An 18,371-nucleotide genomic window follows, 5' to 3' on the forward strand; every position below is an offset into this window, starting at 1 on the left:
CTCCTCCGATTGAAACGGGTCAAACCAGGATCAGGTTATCGCGGTGCACCAACTCGGGCTCATCCACGTAGCCCAGTAATTTCTCGATGGCATCGGATGGCTGACCGATGATCTTCTGCGCCTCCAGGGCACTGTAGTTGGCCAGGCCGCGGGCAATCTCGCGGCCTTCCTGATCGACGCACACCACCATCTCGCCACGGCGGAAGCTGCCCTGCACGGCCTTCACGCCAACCGGCAGCAGGCTCTTGTGATCCTGTTTGAGCGCCTTGACCGCTCCCGCGTCCAGCACCAGGGTGCCACGGGTCTGCAGATGGCCCGCCAGCCACTGCTTGCGCGCCGCCAGCAGACCACGCTCGGGCGCCAGCAGCGTACCCAGACGCTCGCCGCTCTTCAGGCGAGCCAGCACCTGCTCGATGGCCCCCCCGATGATGACCGTGTACGCACCGGAGCGCGCAGCCAGACGCGAGGCACGCAACTTGGTCTGCATGCCGCCCCGCCCCAGCGCACCACCGACGCCCCCAGCCACAGCGTCCAGGGCCGGATCATCGGCACGCGCCTCGGAGATCAGCTCGGCATCCGGGTTGTGGCGTGGGTCGGCGTTGTACATGCCGTCGCGGTCGGTGAGGATCACCAGCAGATCGGCCTCCACCAGGTTGGCCACCAGCGCGGCCAGGGTATCGTTGTCGCCGAAACGGATCTCGTCGGTGACCACGGTGTCGTTCTCGTTGATCACCGGGATCACGTCGAGATTGACCAGGGTGCGCAAGGTGCTGCGCGCATTGAGGTAACGCTTGCGATCGGACAGGTCGTCATGGGTCAGAAGGATCTGCGCAGTGCGCATGCCATGCTCGGCGAAGCTCGACTCCCAGGCCTGCACCAGAGCCATCTGGCCGATGGCAGCGGCGGCCTGCAGTTCGTGCATCGCGCTAGGTCGACTGATCCAGCCCAGGCGGCTCATGCCGGCCGCCACCGCGCCGGAGGACACCAGCACCAGTTCCACGCCCTGCTCGCGCAGCGCGACCATCTGCTTGACCCACACGGCCATGGCCGCACGATCCAGCCCGCGCCCGTCAGCGGTCAGCAAGGCACTGCCAATCTTCACCACCCAGCGCTGCGCGCCGGTCACCTTGTCACGCATGATCTTCCAACCTTAGCCAGAAAACGATGGGCTCCAGCCCACCTACAAAAACGCCGCAATTAAGCGGCGTTGGAAATTTGCTTAATCCCGGACGTAAATGATTTCCGGGCCGTCGTCATCTTCATCATCGAAGAAGTCATCGTCTTCGTCGATGTCGTCGACGCTGCGCACACCCGATTTACGCAGTGCACGCTGGTCATCCATGGCCTGCAGACGGGCACGAGCCTCGTCCTCGATGCGCTGATCCAACTCGGCCAGCTCTTCGGCGAATACCGGATCCTCGGCGATGCGCTCACCGCGCACTTCCAGGTAATGCATGATGTCGCGGCAGATACGCTCGGTGCCGTCGCGGCTGATGGCCGACACCACGTAGACCGGGCCTTCCCAGTTCAGGCGCGCGACGATATCGGCCTTGCGCGCCTCGCGCTCCTCTTCGGGAATCTGATCCATCTTGTTCAGCACCAGCCAGCGATCACGCTCGGCCAGCGCCGGGCTGAAGCGGCCCAGCTCGTCGATGATCACCTGCGCCGCTTCGGCCGGATCGCTCTCGTCCAGCGGCGCCATGTCCACCAGGTGCAGCAACAGGCGCGTGCGCGCCAGGTGCTTGAGGAAGCGAATACCCAGGCCGGCACCTTCCGAGGCGCCTTCGATCAGACCGGGAATGTCGGCCACGACGAAGCTCTTGAAGCGGTCGACGCTGACTACGCCCAGGTTCGGCACCAGGGTGGTGAAGGGGTAATCGGCGACCTTCGGCTTGGCAGCCGATACGGCGCGAATGAAGGTGCTCTTGCCAGCATTGGGCAGGCCCAGCAGACCGACGTCGGCCAACACCTTCAGCTCCAGCTTGAGATCACGCTGATCACCCGGCTTGCCCGGCGTGGTCTGCCGTGGCGCACGGTTGGTGCTGGACTTGAAGCGGGTGTTGCCCAGGCCATGCCAGCCACCCTGAGCGACCATCAGGCGCTGACCGGCCTTGACCAGATCACCGATGACTTCCTGAGTGGCAACGTCGATCACCGTGGTGCCGACCGGCACCGGCAGGATCAGATCCTCGCCCTTGGCACCGGTGCAATCGGTGCTGCCGCCTTTCTCACCGTTCTGGGCGAAGAATTTGCGGGTGTAGCGGTAGTCGATCAGGGTGTTGAGGTTCTCGTCGGCTTCGAGGAACACCGAGCCACCGTCACCGCCATCGCCCCCGTTGGGGCCACCCTTCTCGATGAATTTCTCACGACGGAAGGCCATCATGCCGTTACCGCCGTCACCGGCTTTTACAAATATCGATACTTCGTCGACGAATTTCATGGATATGCCTCCCGCTTCATCTGCGGGCTAGGGGAACGCTTGCCGGATCATCCAGAGCTAGCGGATCTGGCAAGCGAACCAAAGATACACAAACAAAAAAGCCCCGTCCTACGGACAGGGCTTTTCCAGCGCGTAGGCGATTAGGCCTGAACGACGCTCACGTAGCGACGGCCGAAAGCGCCCTTCACTTCGAACTTGATCACGCCTTCGACTTTGGCGAAGAGGGTGTGATCCTTGCCCATGCCCACACCGAAACCGGGGTGGAACTGGGTGCCGCGCTGACGCACGATGATGTTGCCGGCCTTGATGACCTGGCCACCGTACATTTTCACGCCAAGGCGTTTACTTTCGGAATCGCGGCCGTTACGGGTAGAACCGCCAGCTTTTTTGTGTGCCATGAGTCAATACTCCTATAAAGGGATCGGGGCCGACGAATCAGGCCTGGATGCCGGTGATTTTGATCTCAGTGAACCACTGACGGTGGCCCTGACGCTTCATGTGGTGCTTACGACGGCGGAACTTGATGATGCGCACTTTGTCGTGACGGCCTTGCGAAACGACTTCGGCAACCACTTTGGCGCCGTCAACGACCGGAGCACCGATCTTGACATCATCACCATTAGCGACCAGCAGAACGCGGTCGAAGGTGATGGCTTCACCGGTAGCGACTTCGAGTTTCTCGACTTTCAGGAACTCGCCTTCGGCAACTTTGTATTGCTTGCCACCGGTAACAATTACTGCGTACATGGTAAATCTCCGTTGATCCTGCTCACCCAGCGCTTTAGTAGCATGGTTATTGGCTGGCATGGCTGCTTGGGGCCGGAAGTGACACCCTTGCAATTGCGTAAGGCAGGGAAATGCCCAGGGGGAAGTTCAGGGTGCGCGATTGTACGCAAGCGCTGGACACGGCGCAAGGGCCGCAGGCGCTTACCTTGACAGCCCCCCCCCCGCCACCTAGCATGCCGCGCAACCTCAAAGGAGCACCTGTCGCCGATGCAACCCCAGGCTTTCTACCGCGTGGTAGCGGACGATTTCACCGCCGTCGATGGCATCATTCGCCAGCAGGTGGTTTCCCGCGTGCCGCTGGTGGAAAAGATCGGCGACTATATCATCTCCGCTGGCGGCAAACGCCTGCGTCCGCTGCTGGCACTGCTCAGCGGCCGCGCATTGGGCTACCAGGCCGATGACCTGCGCCTGCTGGCTGCCACCATCGAGTTCCTGCACACCGCCACCCTGCTGCACGACGATGTGGTCGACATGTCCGACATGCGCCGTGGTCGCAGCACCGCCAACGCCCAATGGGGCAACGCTCCAAGCGTACTGGTGGGCGACTTCCTTTATTCACGCTCGTTCGAAATGATGGTCGAGCTCGGCTCCATGCCGGTGATGAAGATCCTCTCCCACGCCACCCGCGTGATCGCCGAAGGCGAAGTATTGCAACTGTCCAAGGTGCGCGACGCCAGCACCACGGAAGAGACCTACATGGAAGTGATTCGCGGCAAAACCGCGATGCTGTTCGAGGCCTCCACCCATGCCGCCGCCGCCCTGGCCGGCGCCAACGAAGCGCAGCGCGAAGCCCTGCGCACCTTCGGGGACCACCTGGGCATTGCCTTCCAACTGGTAGACGACCTGCTCGACTACAAGGGTGACGCCGCCGAGCTGGGCAAGAACGTCGGTGATGACCTGGCCGAAGGCAAGCCGACCCTGCCGCTGATCTACACCATGCGTGAAGGCAGCGAAGAACAGGCTGCCCTGGTGCGCCGCGCCATTCAGAAGGGCGGTATCGAAGACCTGGAAAGTATCCGCGCCGCCGTGGACGCCGCTGGCGCTCTGGATTACACCGCGCAGCTCGCCCGCGACTACGCCGAACGCGCCATCGCCTGCCTGGACGTGCTGCCTGCCGGCGAATACCGCGATGCGCTGGTCGAGTTGAGCCGCTTCGCTGTCGCGCGTACGCACTGACGCAACGCCCAGCGGACAACGGCACACCGCCCGAGCCACACACAAAAACGCCCCGAACCAGTCGGGGCGTTTTTCATTTCAGCGCTATGGATTACAGACGCAGACCGCCGTCCAGCTCCAGGATGCGACCGGTGTAGTAGTCGTTCTCCAGGATATAAGCCACCGAGTGCGCGATCTCGGCTGGCTTGCCCATACGTTTGAGCGGAATGCCGGCCGTCATCTTCTCCAGCGCTTCCGGTTTCATGCTGCCGGTCATTTCGGTTTCGATGAAGCCCGGCGCCACGCCCGCCACACGAATACCGTAGCGCGCCAGCTCCTTGGCCCAGACCACGGTGTCAGCCGCAACACCGGCCTTGGCGGCGGAGTAGTTGGCCTGCCCCATGTTACCGGCGCGGGAAATGGAGGAGATATTGATGATCGCGCCTTCGTTCTTCAGCTCGATCATCTTCGCCGCCACTTCACGGGTGCAGAGAAACACACCGGTCAGGTTGACGTCGATCACCGACTGCCACTGCGCCAGGCTCATCTTGGTCATTTCGCCATCCTTAACGCGGATGGTCAGGCCGTCACGCAGAATACCGGCATTGTTGACCAGGCCGTTGATGGCGCCGAAGTCATCGGCCACCTGGGCCACCATGTGCGTGACCTGCTCTTCATTGGCCACGTTGCACAGGTAGGCGCGGGCGTCACCACCGGCAGCCTTGCAGGCAGCCACGGCCTCGTCGAGTTTCTCCTGGTTCAGGTCGACCAGCGCCAGCTTGGCGCCCTTCGCCGCCAGGTATTCGCCCATGGCGCGGCCCAGCCCCTGGCAACCGCCCGTGATGATGATGACCTTGTCTTTGAGTTGCATCGCTTACATCCCCTAGATGTGCAGCATCTATCAACCCCGCTGACACCCCGAAGCGCTATGCTAGGGCGTCTGTCCGTTTATGACGGATCTTCTGCGAGGAGTCATAAGGTGAGCGTGAAAGCCGGCAAGCATGCACGAGAATTGCTGCTCAAGGAATACCGTGGCGTGCTCAGCACCCACTCCAAGGCCATGCCGGGTTTCCCGTTCGGATCGGTGGTGCCCTACTGCCTGGACGCCGAAGGCCGACCACTGATCCTCATCAGCCGCATTGCCCAACACACCCACAACCTCAAGCAGGATGCCAAGTGCTCGCTGCTGATCGGCGAGCGCGGCGCAGAGGATGTGCAGGCAGCCGGCCGCCTCACTCTGCTCGCCGAAGCACGACAGTTGCATGACGAGAGCGAAATCGAAGCGGCCGCACAGCGTTATTACCGCTTTTTCCCCCAGTCACGCGACTACCATCGGGCGCACGACTTCGATTTCTGGCGGCTGGAACCCGTGCGCTGGCGTTTCATCGGTGGTTTTGGTGCGATCCACTGGCTCGACGAGGTCGCCCAGCACAATTCATTCGCTACCGATGGCAGCGAGGCCAGCATGGTCGAGCACATGAATGACGATCATGCCAGCGCCATCGCCCATTACGTGCAACTGGCCGGGCTGCCCGAGCATGAACCTGCCGAGATGGTCGCTGTCGACTGTGAAGGTTTCCACTTGCGCATCGGTCAGGGCCTGCATTGGCTGCCCTTCCCAACGGCCTGCAAAAACCCGGGGCAGGTGCGCGAAGCCCTGGTGGCGCTGGCCCGCGCCGACAAATGGCCTGAGTCTGGTGACGCTTAAGCTTGAATTCAGGCCAGTACCCCATATTTAGTCCCTACTGGAAGCTTGCTTCCGCCCAGGATCCCAAAGCCATGCGTGCGTTTCTGTTTCTGTTCCTGCTGTTCCCGATCATCGAACTGGCCGTGCTGATCAAGGTCGGCAGCGCCATCGGCGTGCTGCCCACGGTGTTGCTGGTGATCGGCACCGGCATCCTCGGCAGCGTCCTGCTGCGCGTCGCGGGCGTCGCCACCGCCTGGCGCGCCCGGGAAAAACTGGCACGCGGTGAAATGCCTGAGCAAGAGATGCTCGAAGGCCTGCTGATCGCCGTCGGCGGCGGCCTGCTGCTGCTGCCGGGCTTCATCAGCGATATTTTCGGCGTACTCTGCCTGATCCCCTTCACCCGCCGCCTGCTGGTCGGCAAGATCCGTCGCCGCGCCCAGGAGCAAGCCCTGCGCCAGCGCGCCTTCTTCGACGACGCCGCTGCGCGCACCGGCAAGACCCATCCCAACGTGCTCGAAGGCGAGTACGAACGTCGCGACTGATCCCGTTCACGGGCGCCCGTTCGCGGCGCCCGCGCTGTAAAAAATTTTTACCCCGCCCCTTGAAATGCCCTTGCCCGCCCACATCTACCAGTCACCGCAAGGTGCCTGCCCTCAGAGGCAGTCCGACTTTCGCGGTGCGCCCAGCGTGCCGCTCCCGGCCTAGCCGGACTTTACAAACCCGCCGACCACCAAGAGTCGGCAAGTTGGCCATTCAATTGTTAGGAGAGATCGACAATGAAGCTTCGTCCTCTGCATGACCGCGTCGTGATCCGTCGCAGCGAAGAAGAGACCAAAACCGCAGGTGGCATCGTGCTGCCGGGTTCGGCCGCCGAGAAGCCGAACCAAGGTGAAGTCGTTGCCGTCGGTACCGGTAAGGTTCTGGACAACGGCGAAGTCCGTCCGCTGGCCGTCAAGGTCGGTGACAAAGTGGTATTCGGCCCCTACTCCGGCAGCAACACCGTCAAGGTCGACGGCGAAGACCTGCTGGTCATGGGTGAGCACGAAATCCTCGCTGTCATCGAAGCCTGATCCCCGCATATCTCCGGATAACCATCAAGAATTGAGGAGCAATCAACATGGCTGCTAAAGAAGTCAAGTTTGGCGATTCCGCCCGCAAGAAAATGCTCGTTGGCGTCAACGTACTGGCCGACGCCGTAAAAGCCACCCTCGGCCCGAAAGGCCGTAACGTGGTGCTGGCCAAATCCTTCGGCGCCCCGACCATCACCAAAGACGGTGTTTCGGTTGCCAAGGAAATCGAACTGAAAGACGCCTTCGAAAACATGGGCGCCCAACTGGTTAAAGACGTTGCCTCCAAGGCCAACGACGCTGCCGGTGACGGCACCACCACCGCCACCGTTCTGGCTCAAGCCATCGTCAACGAAGGCCTGAAGTCCGTCGCTGCCGGCATGAACCCGATGGACCTGAAGCGCGGCATCGACAAGGCCACCACCGCCATCGTTGCCCAACTGAAAGAGCTGGCCAAGCCGTGCACCGACTCCAAGGCCATCGCCCAGGTCGGCACCATCTCCGCCAACTCCGACAACTCCATCGGTGACATCATCGCCGAAGCGATGAACAAGGTCGGCAAAGAAGGCGTCATCACCGTCGAAGAAGGCTCGGGCCTGGAAAACGAACTGTCCGTCGTAGAAGGCATGCAGTTCGACCGTGGCTACCTGTCCCCCTACTTCATCAACAAGCCGGACACCATGGTGGCCGAGCTGGACGGCCCGCTGCTGCTGCTGGTCGACAAGAAGATCAGCAACATCCGCGAACTGCTGCCGGTTCTGGAAGCCGTTGCCAAGGCTGGCCGTCCGCTGCTGATCGTGGCTGAAGACGTCGAAGGCGAAGCCCTGGCTACCCTGGTAGTCAACAACATGCGTGGCATCGTCAAAGTCGCAGCCGTCAAGGCTCCGGGCTTCGGCGACCGCCGCAAGGCCATGCTGCAGGACATCGCCATCCTGACCGGCGGTACCGTGATCTCCGAAGAAGTTGGCCTGTCCCTGGAAAGCGCCACTCTGGAGCACCTGGGTAACGCCAAGCGCGTCGTGTTGAACAAGGACAACACCACCATCATCGATGGTGCTGGTGCCCAGGCCGACATCGAAGCCCGCGTTGCACAGATCCGCAAGCAGGTCGAAGAAACCTCTTCCGACTACGACAAAGAGAAGCTGCAAGAGCGTCTGGCCAAGCTGGCTGGCGGTGTTGCCGTGATCAAGGTTGGCGCTGCCACCGAAGTCGAGATGAAAGAGAAGAAAGCTCGCGTTGAAGACGCCCTGCACGCTACCCGTGCTGCAGTGGAAGAAGGCGTTGTGCCTGGCGGTGGTGTGGCCCTGGTGCGCGCCCTGCAGGCCATCGACGGCCTGAAAGGCGACAACGAAGACCAGAACGTCGGTATCGCTCTGCTGCGTCGCGCTGTCGAAGCGCCGCTGCGTCAGATCGTTTCCAACGCTGGCGGCGAGCCGAGCGTAGTGGTCGACAAGGTCAAGCAAGGTTCGGGCAACTTCGGCTTCAACGCTGCTACCGATACCTACGGCGACATGATCGAGATGGGTATTCTCGACCCGGCCAAGGTTACCCGTTCGGCCCTGCAAGCTGCTGCATCCATCGGCGGCCTGATGATCACCACCGAGGCCATGGTTGCCGACGCGGCTGACGACAAGGCTCCGGCCATGCCTGATATGGGCGGCATGGGCGGTATGGGTGGCATGGGCGGCATGATGTAAGCCGACCGGCTCCCTCGCAGTAAGAAGAACCCCGCGCTTGCCGCGGGGTTTTTTATGGGCGTGGGAATGAACCTTGCTTGAATTTCGCGACCGACTCGCCTCGGCGCACCATGAACGCTCAAGCAAAAGAAGAACAACAACATGCCCATCAGCATTTCACATGACATCCCCCAAGATACCTTCCAAGAGTGGTGGCAACGCCAAGGCGAATGGGTCGAAGAACCCAACGTCCGCCGTGGCGGCGAAAGTGGCGTACAACGTTTGTCTGATCGGGGTAGCGTGCTCTACGCCAAACGCCAGATCGGCCACGTCTACCGCAGCCTGCTGCATCCCTTCGGGCGCCTGACTCTCCTGCGCGAACGCCGCGCCCTGCTCTCCTTGAATAAATTGGGTGTGCGGGTGCCGCGCCTGGTCTACTGCGGCATCGACAATGATCCAGTACAGGGCTGGCGTGGCGTACTGGTCACCGAAGCACTGGAAGGCTTCGAGCATGTCGAGCAGTGGTATGCCAAAGGTGGACGCGGGGCCTGTGGCGAAGCCAAGCATGCTCTGCTGATGCAACAAATCGGGGCAACCCTGGCGCGAATGAACCTGGGTCGTTGGCAGCACGGCTGCCTGTACGCCAAACATGTGTTCGTGCGCATGAATGGCGACCTGCCTCAGGTAGCCTTGCTCGATCTGGAGAAAAGCCGCCAACGCCTGAGCCGGTCGCGCGCTGCACGCCATGACCTGCGCCAACTACGCCGGCACAGCCCCTGGAGCGACGAGGATTGGCAACAGCTCCTCGAGGGTTACGCCCGTGTCTACCCGGGTGGCCTGAAGAAACTCTGAACCTCACCCGAACGGCCCGTCATCAGGCCGTAACCATTGGTCAGGAAACTTCTGACCTGATCCGTGATCGACTAGGGTTACCAAAGAGCGTTCGGTAGCGCCATCAAAGGGTTAGCAAAATGAAATTAGAAATCGCTAGAGGTGCATTCCTCGTCGCCGCCCTTGGCATCACGGCTGTTGCCGCGGCAGCCTGGCAGCAACCGGGCCCGCGCATTCTGGAAGCGCGCGATTGCAGCGCAATACCCTGCAGCATCCCTCTCGTACGCAAACAAGTGCAAACGGATATTCAGCCAGACGCCAACCTGCTGCTGCTCATGTTCGGCCTGCAAACGGCCATGAAAGGCGAGCAGTAACGTTCGCCTGACTCCTGGGGTGGCCGGTACGCCGGCCGCTCAAGTCAATCGCTAGCAGCCAATACCCTAGCATTCCCACGCTTTGCGATCAGGCCAAACAACGGCGCACTGTTCGCTGCGCTCCTGAGTGCGCCCTACCAATGGGAAAACGCCGGCATAGTGGCGTTTTAGAGCGGCCCGTTCAGTTTTGCTTAAGTAAGAATCCTTATCGTTGCCCTGGAAGTGACCGGCAGGTCACAGGCGTTTGGTCAGCAGTCGAGAACGTCACTCATGAAAATGACAGGAGATTCAACGATGAACTCAACCGCTTCCCGAACCGGTACCCCCCTGCGCCCCGTACCCAAGGATCAGGCCCAGGCCGCCCTGCACCAGCTCATTCAGGGCTTTCGACGTTTTCGCCAGGAGGTCTACCCGCAGCAGCAGGCTCTGTTCAAGCGCCTGGCCTCGGCGCAATCGCCCAGCGCCATGTTCATCACCTGCGCCGATTCGCGCATCGTCCCCGAGCTGATCACCCAGAGTGACCCCGGCACCCTGTTCGTCACCCGTAACGTGGGCAACGTGGTGCCGCCCTACGGGCAGATGAACGGTGGCGTATCCACCGCCATCGAATACGCGGTGCTGGCGCTTGGCGTGCAACACATCATCGTCTGCGGCCACTCCGACTGCGGCGCAATGAAAGCCGTGCTCAACCCGGCCAGCCTCGATGGCATGCCCACGGTGCGCGCCTGGCTGCGCCATGCCGAAGTGGCACGCAGCGTGGTCGCGGACAACTGCAACTGCGGCAGCGCCCATGAAACCCTTGGCGTGCTGACCGAAGAAAACGTCGTCGCCCAGCTCGATCACCTGCGTACCCACCCGTCCGTCGCCGCACGCCTGGCCAGCGGCCAACTGCATATCCACGGCTGGGTCTACGACATCGACAGCGGGGGTATCCGCGCCTACGACGCGGCCTCGGGCAAGTTCCTGGCGCTCGACGGCGACGAGCAGCCCTGCGCCACCCCGCAACCGCGCTACGCCAACGCCTGATCCCCCCAATTCCCCTATGCCTGCGCCGATCAAGGCGCGGGCATGGCCTGCTTTTGCCCACGCGTTGGGCAAGGAGAGACAATCTCATGAATGTATTTCGCACACTGCCACGGGACGCGCTGGCGTCCGTGGTGGTCTTTCTCGTCGCCCTGCCGCTGTGCATGGGCATCGCCATCGCCTCCGGGATGCCACCCGCCAAGGGCCTGATCACCGGTATCATCGGCGGCCTGGTGGTCGGTTTCATCGCCGGCGCACCGCTGCAGGTCAGCGGCCCGGCGGCTGGCCTCGCGGTGCTGGTGTTCGAACTGGTACGCACCCATGGCATGGCCGCGCTCGGCCCCGTACTGCTGCTGGCCGGCCTGATCCAACTCGCCGCCGGCACGCTGCGCCTGGGCGGCTGGTTTCGTGTCACGGCACCGGCGGTGGTCTACGGCATGCTCGCCGGTATCGGCATCCTCATCGTGCTGTCGCAGGTGCACGTGATGATCGATGCCTCGCCGCAGGCATCGGGCCTGGACAACCTGCTGGCCTTCCCCGGCGCCATGCTCGATGCGCTGAGCCTGGCCGGCGGTAACGCCATGATCGCCGGCGCGGTCGGCCTCGGCACCATCGCCAGCATCTGGCTGTGGGAACGCTTTCGTCCGGCGCCCCTGCGTTTCCTGCCCGGCGCCCTGGTCGGCGTGACCCTCGCCACTCTGGCCAGCCTGTGGCTGGCACTGCCGGTCAAACGCGTGGAGCTGCCGGCCAACCTCGGCGATGCCATCGACTGGATCACCCCGCAAGGGCTGGCCAGCCTGGCCGATCCACAATTGCTGGTCGCCGCCCTGGCCCTGGCCTTTATCGCCAGCGCCGAGACGCTGCTGTCCGCCGCTGCCGTCGACCGCATGCACGATGGCCCGCGCGCGCACTTCAATCGGGAGCTGTCCGCCCAGGGTATCGGCAACATCCTCTGCGGTGCAGTCGGCGCCCTGCCGATGACCGGCGTGATCGTACGCAGCTCGGCCAACGTGCAGGCCGGTGCCCGTGGCCGTACCTCGACCATCCTCCATGGTGCCTGGCTGCTCGCCCTGGTCGCCTTGCTGCCCGGCGTGCTGCAAAGCATCCCGGTGGCCAGCCTCGGCGCTGTGCTGGTGTATACCGGTTGCAAGCTGGTCGATCCCAAGGCCATGCGCAGCCTCGGTCAGTACGGGCGCGCGCCGGTGTTCATCTACATCGCCACCGCGCTGTGCATCGTCTTCACCGACCTGCTGACCGGCGTGCTGGTGGGCTTCGGCCTGACCCTGCTGAAGCTGGTATGGAACGCCTCGCGCCTGCGCATCAAGCTGGTACCGACCGGCTCCGAAAGCGCCGAGCTGCGCATGAGCGGCGCCGCCACCTTCCTGCGCGTACCGCAGTTGGCCAAGGTGCTGGCCAGCGTCGAACCCGGCACCCGCCTGCACCTGAGCCTGGCGCGGGTCAGCTATATCGACCACGCCTGCATGGAACTGCTGGAAGACTGGGGCCGTTCTGCCCGCGCCCAGGGTGGCGGCCTGGAGATCGTCGAAGGCGCCGCGCTGAAACGGCGCGTGGAAGGCCGACAGCGCACCGCGCTGGCCTGACAGATTGCGCATGGTGGCACATACAAATCAGGCGAAATCGGCGACTCTATTGCAGTTGCCACTCACCTGGAGCCCACCATGCGCCTGCCCCATCTTTGCACCCTTGCCCTGCTGCTCAACCTTGGCGCCTGTGGCGCGGGTGAAACCGCCGCCACCGCCAGCCTGCAAGCCAAGCAGGCGCAACAGGCCCAGCAGCAGATGCAGCAGCTCAAGCAGCAGATCGACCAGACCAACGCAGCCAACAATCGGCGCCTGCAAGAGGCGCTGAAGCAGACGCAATAGCAGCGGTTGTTAGCAACCTGAACGGCAGCCGTCCGACTTCTACAAAGGCAGCCAGCGCAGGAACCAACGAAACGGCGAAAAGTCTGCAACACAGGCGTATAACTCACGTCTGCCGTCTCGGCCCCTCCCTGTCGAAGCATCGCGGAACCCACACCTTATGGATTGGCACCAAGCCCTTACCGACAGCCTGATCTGGCTGGCCATCGCTTCACTGTGCACCCTCGTCGGCTTCAGCCTCACCGCCTTCGCCCTGGTGCGGTTCACCCGCTGGGGTGGGCAATTCTGGCAGATCGCCGGGCCCTACCTGAGCCCACGCAACAACTGGCGACCGCTGCTGACCTTCGCCCTGCTCCTGCTCCTATCGCTGTTCGCGGTGCGCATGAACGTGCTGTTCTCCTTCTGGTACAACGGCTTCTACAGCGCCCTACAGGAGCTGGATCAAAAGGCGTTCTGGTTCATGCTGGGCATCTTCGCCATCCTCGCCAGCATCCACGTAGCGCGGGCGCTGTTTGCCTACTACGTCAACCAAGCGTTGAGCATCCACTGGCGCACCTGGCTCAACCAGCGCCTGACCGATGACTGGCTCAAGGGCGATGCCTACTACCGTGGCCAGTTCCTCGACCAGCCCATCGACAACCCCGACCAGCGCATCGAACTGGATGTCGCCGCCTTCGTCTCCGGCTCGCTCAAGCTCTCGCTCGGCGCGGTCAGCTCGCTGGTTTCGCTGGTGGCCTTCAGCGCCATCCTCTGGGGGCTCTCCGCACCGCTGACGGTCGCCGGCGTGGAAGTCCCACGGGCGATGGTATTCGCCGTGTACATCTACGTGATCATCGCCACGCTGATCGCCTTCCGCCTCGGCCGCCCGCTGATCCGCCTGAACTTCCTCAACGAGCAGCGCTCAGCCAACTTCCGTTACGCCCTGGTGCGCCTGCGTGAATATGCCGAGAACGTCGCCTTCTACCAGGGCCGTGACGTGGAGCGGCGCACCCTGCTCGGCCGCTTCGGCGCACTGATCGACAACCTCTGGGCGCTGGTCTTCAGGAGCCTGAAGTTCGACGGCTTCAACCTCGCCGTCAGCCAGGTGGCCGTGGTCTTCCCCTTCATCCTCCAGGCGCCGCGCTTCTTCAGCGGCGCCATCAAGCTCGGCGACGTGATGCAGACCGCACAGGCCTTCGGCGAAGTACAAGACGCCCTGTCGTTCTTCCGCAGCAGCTACGACACCTTCGCCCAGTACCGCGCCACCCTCGACCGCTTGAGCGGCCTGCTCGACGCCAACCAGCAGGCCCGCGATCTGCCGCACGTCACCACCAACGCGCAGGCCAGCGGCTTGCACGTCGAAAACCTGCACCTGCAACGCCCTGACGGCCAACTGCTGGTCGATGGCCTCAACCTCGACCTGCACGCAGGCCAGGCCCTGCTGGTACGCGGCCCCTCCGGCTGTGGCAAAACCACCCTGCTGCGCGCCCTCGCCGGCCTCTGGCCCTACGCCGACGGCCAGGTAGCGCGGCCCACCGGGCACCAGGCGCTGTTCCTCGCCCAGCGCCCCTACCTGCCACTGGGCGACCTGCGCAGCGCCCTCGCCTACCCCGCAGAACCAGGCGACGACCGCGAGCGCATGCAACAGGTGCTGGAGCACGTGTGCCTGCCGCACCTGGCTAATCGCCTGGACGAACCCGGCGACTGGAGCCGCGTATTGTCCCTGGGCGAACAACAACGCCTGGCCTTCGCCCGCCTGCTCTACAACCGCCCGGCGGTGGCCTTCCTCGACGAATCCAGCTCGGCGATGGACGAAGGCCTGGAACAATCGCTCTACACCCTGCTGCGCCGCGAGTTGCCCGACACCCTGCTAATCAGCGTCGGCCACCGCCACACCCTCGCCCCCTTCCACAGCCACCAGCTCGACCTGGACGGCAAAGGCAACTGGCAACTGAGCAGCCGCAACGGCTGATTCAACGCAAAGCGCCATAGCCTTTCGGGCTATGGCGCAGAGCCATCATTTCGCAGTAAGGTCGGTGCATCGCCCTCGCAAGGATGCACCATGGCCAACAAGCCCTCCCCCTCCCGCCAGCACAAACACCTCGCTGTTTTGATCGATGCGGATAACGCACCGGCCGCTATCGTTGAAGGTCTTTTCGAGGAAATCGCCAAGTACGGCGTTGCCAGCGTCAAGCGCATCTACGGCGACTGGACGCAGCCCAACCTGGGCACTTGGGAAAAGTGCTGCTTGATTATTGAATCCAGTCGATCAGGCAGCCCACGCATTAGGGGGCCAAGAATCTCACCAAATGGCAAGCCAAGAATAAGCCGCCTACAGTATCGCTCTCACAAAGTAAATCTTTCGAAAACACCAATTCCTTAATAATTTCGCCGATCAAATTAGAAATAACATATGGAAAAGCATACATTATTCCTCAAAAAAATAACCTCAATGCACGAGGATGATTTTAGCCGCAACATAGTAATACCTTTACTTAGAAAAATAGGATACACCTATGTTGATTTCCATGGCGGGGCTAACGAAGAAGGAAAAGATATAATTGCAACAAAAACTAATGACTTCCTAGAGACAGAAGTCACCGTCATACAGTCAAAGATGTTAAAAACAAAAAGATTATCAGCTAGCTCTCAAAAATTTAGCGAAATAGTACATCAACTACGCCTTTGCCTATCTAAAAAAATACCATGCAGCGATGGACACCTGAGAACACCATCAAAAACAATACTCATCACCCCATATGAAATAGATACCAGACACCTGAGAGATCAATTTGAACTCATATCCATAAATGAAATACTAGTTATAGACGCCCCAAAACTATGCAGCCTACTAGAGAAACACTGGCCAGAGGCATTTAGCGAGATATCGACACCTGTGGAGCAAGCCACCACAATGATAGATGGAGAAACAAAAAACCTTGAGCTACACAGGGCATTGCACATTGACTCAGGAACACCCTACTCAGAATATTATTCCGACCTAAGCTTCTTCGTTGGAGAAACTGAAAGCACGACCGTTTTAGCTTCAGAGATAATTTCCTCCTTTAACGGAAGCCAGGAGCACTCAAAAGAAGAATGGGATGCACTTATCAAGCTTGACGAGTGGCTATCACACATCTGCGAGACCAAACTAATAATCGACCCTCAAGAAGAAACTGAAGAGGCGTTCAAAAACAAGTACAAAGAACATACGAACAAAGAAAATCGAACCAAAATACTGGAATACAAACGCCTGCACGACCAAGCACAAAGCAGAATAAACACCTCACAAAAAATAATTATAGATTTAAAAAAAGAGGTGGCCGCAACGCTAACTCAAAAAAGATCAATTTCAACTACACAGCCATCCGAGATAGATGACCTAGAAAATCTATTTGAGCTTATCAACAAAGCAGAAATAGAATTAACACCAACCTCAGGCAAACAATCGCTCAACAGCTTGAGAGACATTCATAAAGAATCACCCTACATAAACACCAACAAAAAAGTCTCTGAAGCGCTTCATAAATATCTTCTAAACATTGACGCAGCAATAGATGCTGAAAAACAAAAAAAAGAAATAGAGCATCAAATCATTCCACCACCCAAATACATTGCCAGAATAGACCCTGACGAAGTCTGCAAAACAATAAACAGCGAAATCAAGCGCATTAGTCAAACCATCGAAAAACTCAATAATCGAGAGCTCACAACCTCGGAAACAAAGAAAATCCTTGACACCATTAACGTATTGCTTCGATGCATAGACAACATCACCAAGAAATCCTTGTGCGAAACTGTAAAGTTCCATCTTCATAACAACAGACAAAACCCCAAAGTAATGGACATTTCCGCCCATGTACTTTTTGACTCCGGCTGTAACATCTCAGTCTATGGCGAAGCAGGCGCCGGCAAATCCACTACACTCCATGTTTACGCAGAGAAGCTTTACAAGAACAAAGGCAAACATGACGAAGTTTTATTCATTCCACTCAACAGAGTTACTAGTAAATTAGGAAAGCTAGAGCCCGAGCATAGAGAAAGAGTACTATCAGGGGGCTCCAGCTTAGAATCCTTAATTGGAGCATTCCTACTATATAAAGAAATCCCACCCACCCCCGATAACAAGCAAGCACTAATAGCGCACCTTAAAAATAAGAAAAAGGCGACCATAATAATCGATGCTTTAGATGAAGCCGCCAACAACGCCACCTGGATAATCAAGGCATTATCAGAAATACCAAGAAAAATCTCGCACGCACAAGTAATTACATCCTCTCGCGACTGCGTGAAGTACTTAAAAGAAATTGAATTCCTAGGAATAACTCTTTTACCCTTCACTAAAGAACAACTGAAAAAGTTTATTTTCGGATGGATAAACTCTGAAGAGAGAAGAGTCAACCTCTGGGAGAACATACAGGAAAAGGACATCTTTGAAGTAGCTAGAAATCCCTTGCTAGCCACTATTATTTGCAGCCTACACGAAAACGGGGTACCTATACCCGAGAACGAACCCGAGATTTACAAGAGCAAGATAGAGCTACTTTGCGGATCTTACGATCAACATAAAAACATCAAAAGAACCTCAAACAGCACATCTACACTAGAAAATTGCTGTAGAAAAATAGCTTATCAAATGCATAGAAGAAAACTTCGATCAGCCTACAGAGTAGACATTGAAAAATATCTTAGCGAAGGCCTAAACCAAAGAGTCTCAAAAACCAAAATAACAAATTTAATAGACGACCTAATCAACACCTGCAATATCTTAAAACGGACACCTGATGAAGAAACATACGGATTCGGCCACTTACGATATCAAGAATACTTAGCCTCTGAAGAGCTTAGCAGAACTAGATCAATCGACATAACCGCATTAACTAACGACAACTGGTGGTCAGGCGCCCTCTATCTTTACTCCTTCAACAACAAAATCGACCCAATAATTGACGAGATACTTCAGCGCCACTCCTCAATAACCCCACATCAAAACAACTTACTTTTGATGGTAAAAGGACAACCTAAAGCGGCACAAGCTGGACTGATAGCACTCATCTCTCGCCATGTAAAACTTGATTCACAAGAAGGAAAAGGCCCATTTGGTTTCTGGGAAGATAACCACGACACCACGGACCTATCTGACGTATTTGATTTAATTGGAGTCAGTAGATATTGAAAGACTCTTCTAGATACTTTTTGCCTTTTTAAATTAAGCAAATCACCTTTACTGCCACCAACCGCCCCTTCAGAAGGCCGAACGGAATCGTTGTGTAGAGGGTTTAGCGGCATGGATGCCGCGAGAGCCGCGATGGGCCAGGGATGGCCCTTCGCGGCGGGCCCTCGGAGCGACGATGGAGTGAGGGGAGTCGAGCGAAGCGAGACCCGGATGGCGGGGCTGTACGAGTCACTCACATGGGTTACAAAAAAGTTCAGTCACATGGGTGACACCTGCAGGGTTAGATACCCGTCCCGC

General features: G+C 59.3%; 17 protein-coding genes and 1 pseudogene. 13 read left to right on the forward strand and 5 right to left on the reverse strand.

The annotated features are described in order from the left end of the window. Nucleotides 1-19: 19 nt before the first annotated feature. The 4 genes from proB to rplU form a co-directional block, all read right to left on the reverse strand. On the reverse strand, nucleotides 20-1,138 hold the full coding sequence (proB, locus tag VC352_RS18575) for a glutamate 5-kinase (protein ID WP_322980996.1): 1,119 nt from the start codon (nucleotides 1,136-1,138) through the stop codon (nucleotides 20-22). An 81-nt stretch (nucleotides 1,139-1,219) separates the two neighbouring features. Continuing rightward, complete coding sequence (gene cgtA / locus VC352_RS18580) at nucleotides 1,220-2,440, reverse strand: Obg family GTPase CgtA (protein ID WP_322980997.1); 1,221 nt, start codon at nucleotides 2,438-2,440, stop codon at nucleotides 1,220-1,222. Between the two features lie 140 nt (nucleotides 2,441-2,580). Continuing rightward, complete coding sequence (rpmA, locus tag VC352_RS18585; RefSeq protein WP_322980998.1) at nucleotides 2,581-2,838, reverse strand: 50S ribosomal protein L27; 258 nt, start codon at nucleotides 2,836-2,838, stop codon at nucleotides 2,581-2,583. A 37-nt stretch (nucleotides 2,839-2,875) separates the two neighbouring features. Beyond that, nucleotides 2,876-3,187, reverse strand: a complete 312-nt coding sequence (gene rplU / locus VC352_RS18590; protein ID WP_159973539.1) for a 50S ribosomal protein L21 — start codon at nucleotides 3,185-3,187, stop codon at nucleotides 2,876-2,878. Between the two features lie 246 nt (nucleotides 3,188-3,433). Here rplU and VC352_RS18595 point away from each other — a divergent pair, with 246 nt between their 5' ends. Next, nucleotides 3,434-4,402: a polyprenyl synthetase family protein gene (locus VC352_RS18595; protein ID WP_322980999.1), complete on the forward strand. Its 969-nt coding sequence runs from the start codon at nucleotides 3,434-3,436 to the stop codon at nucleotides 4,400-4,402. 91 nt (nucleotides 4,403-4,493) lie between these two features. Here VC352_RS18595 and VC352_RS18600 read toward each other — a convergent pair whose 3' ends face one another. After that, complete coding sequence (locus tag VC352_RS18600) at nucleotides 4,494-5,252, reverse strand: SDR family oxidoreductase (RefSeq protein ID WP_322981000.1); 759 nt, start codon at nucleotides 5,250-5,252, stop codon at nucleotides 4,494-4,496. 108 nt (nucleotides 5,253-5,360) lie between these two features. On the opposite strand from VC352_RS18600, the gene VC352_RS18605 reads away from it, so the two are divergent. The 12 genes and pseudogenes from VC352_RS18605 to VC352_RS18660 all read left to right on the forward strand — a co-directional run bounded on the left by VC352_RS18605 (nucleotide 5,361) and on the right by VC352_RS18660 (nucleotide 18,074). Continuing rightward, complete coding sequence (locus tag VC352_RS18605) at nucleotides 5,361-6,089, forward strand: HugZ family protein (RefSeq protein WP_322981001.1); 729 nt, start codon at nucleotides 5,361-5,363, stop codon at nucleotides 6,087-6,089. A 71-nt stretch (nucleotides 6,090-6,160) separates the two neighbouring features. Beyond that, nucleotides 6,161-6,610 carry an FxsA family protein gene (locus VC352_RS18610; protein ID WP_322981002.1) on the forward strand — a complete coding sequence of 150 codons (450 nt, stop codon included), beginning with the start codon at nucleotides 6,161-6,163 and terminating at the stop codon, nucleotides 6,608-6,610. A 234-nt stretch (nucleotides 6,611-6,844) separates the two neighbouring features. Further along, nucleotides 6,845-7,138 carry a co-chaperone GroES gene (locus VC352_RS18615; RefSeq protein WP_021700385.1) on the forward strand — a complete coding sequence of 98 codons (294 nt, stop codon included), beginning with the start codon at nucleotides 6,845-6,847 and terminating at the stop codon, nucleotides 7,136-7,138. A 47-nt stretch (nucleotides 7,139-7,185) separates the two neighbouring features. Continuing rightward, nucleotides 7,186-8,832 (forward strand): chaperonin GroEL, encoded by a 1,647-nt coding sequence (gene groL, locus VC352_RS18620; RefSeq protein ID WP_322981003.1) that lies wholly within the window; start codon nucleotides 7,186-7,188, stop codon nucleotides 8,830-8,832. A gap of 141 nt (nucleotides 8,833-8,973) precedes the next feature. After that, nucleotides 8,974-9,663, forward strand: a complete 690-nt coding sequence (locus tag VC352_RS18625; protein WP_322981004.1) for a lipopolysaccharide kinase InaA family protein — start codon at nucleotides 8,974-8,976, stop codon at nucleotides 9,661-9,663. Between the two features lie 119 nt (nucleotides 9,664-9,782). Beyond that, nucleotides 9,783-10,016 carry a hypothetical protein gene (locus VC352_RS18630; RefSeq protein ID WP_322981005.1) on the forward strand — a complete coding sequence of 78 codons (234 nt, stop codon included), beginning with the start codon at nucleotides 9,783-9,785 and terminating at the stop codon, nucleotides 10,014-10,016. Nucleotides 10,017-10,310: 294 nt separating this feature from the next. Continuing rightward, nucleotides 10,311-11,042 (forward strand): carbonic anhydrase, encoded by a 732-nt coding sequence (locus VC352_RS18635; RefSeq protein ID WP_322981006.1) that lies wholly within the window; start codon nucleotides 10,311-10,313, stop codon nucleotides 11,040-11,042. An 86-nt stretch (nucleotides 11,043-11,128) separates the two neighbouring features. Further along, nucleotides 11,129-12,640 (forward strand): SulP family inorganic anion transporter, encoded by a 1,512-nt coding sequence (locus VC352_RS18640; RefSeq protein WP_322981007.1) that lies wholly within the window; start codon nucleotides 11,129-11,131, stop codon nucleotides 12,638-12,640. Between the two features lie 78 nt (nucleotides 12,641-12,718). Continuing rightward, nucleotides 12,719-12,922, forward strand: a complete 204-nt coding sequence (locus VC352_RS18645) for a hypothetical protein (RefSeq protein ID WP_322981008.1) — start codon at nucleotides 12,719-12,721, stop codon at nucleotides 12,920-12,922. A gap of 157 nt (nucleotides 12,923-13,079) precedes the next feature. Beyond that, a complete protein-coding gene (locus VC352_RS18650) occupies nucleotides 13,080-14,870 on the forward strand; it encodes an ABC transporter ATP-binding protein/permease (protein ID WP_322981009.1) in 1,791 nt (596 codons plus the stop codon). A gap of 90 nt (nucleotides 14,871-14,960) precedes the next feature. Further along, a pseudogene (locus VC352_RS18655) lies at nucleotides 14,961-15,149 on the forward strand (NYN domain-containing protein); the annotation flags it as partial. A 162-nt stretch (nucleotides 15,150-15,311) separates the two neighbouring features. Beyond that, nucleotides 15,312-18,074 carry a hypothetical protein gene (locus tag VC352_RS18660; RefSeq protein WP_322981010.1) on the forward strand — a complete coding sequence of 921 codons (2,763 nt, stop codon included), beginning with the start codon at nucleotides 15,312-15,314 and terminating at the stop codon, nucleotides 18,072-18,074. Nucleotides 18,075-18,371: the final 297 nt, after the last annotated feature.

Source organism: Pseudomonas sp. C11, assembly GCF_034683865.1.
Lineage (GTDB): Bacteria > Pseudomonadota > Gammaproteobacteria > Pseudomonadales > Pseudomonadaceae > Aquipseudomonas.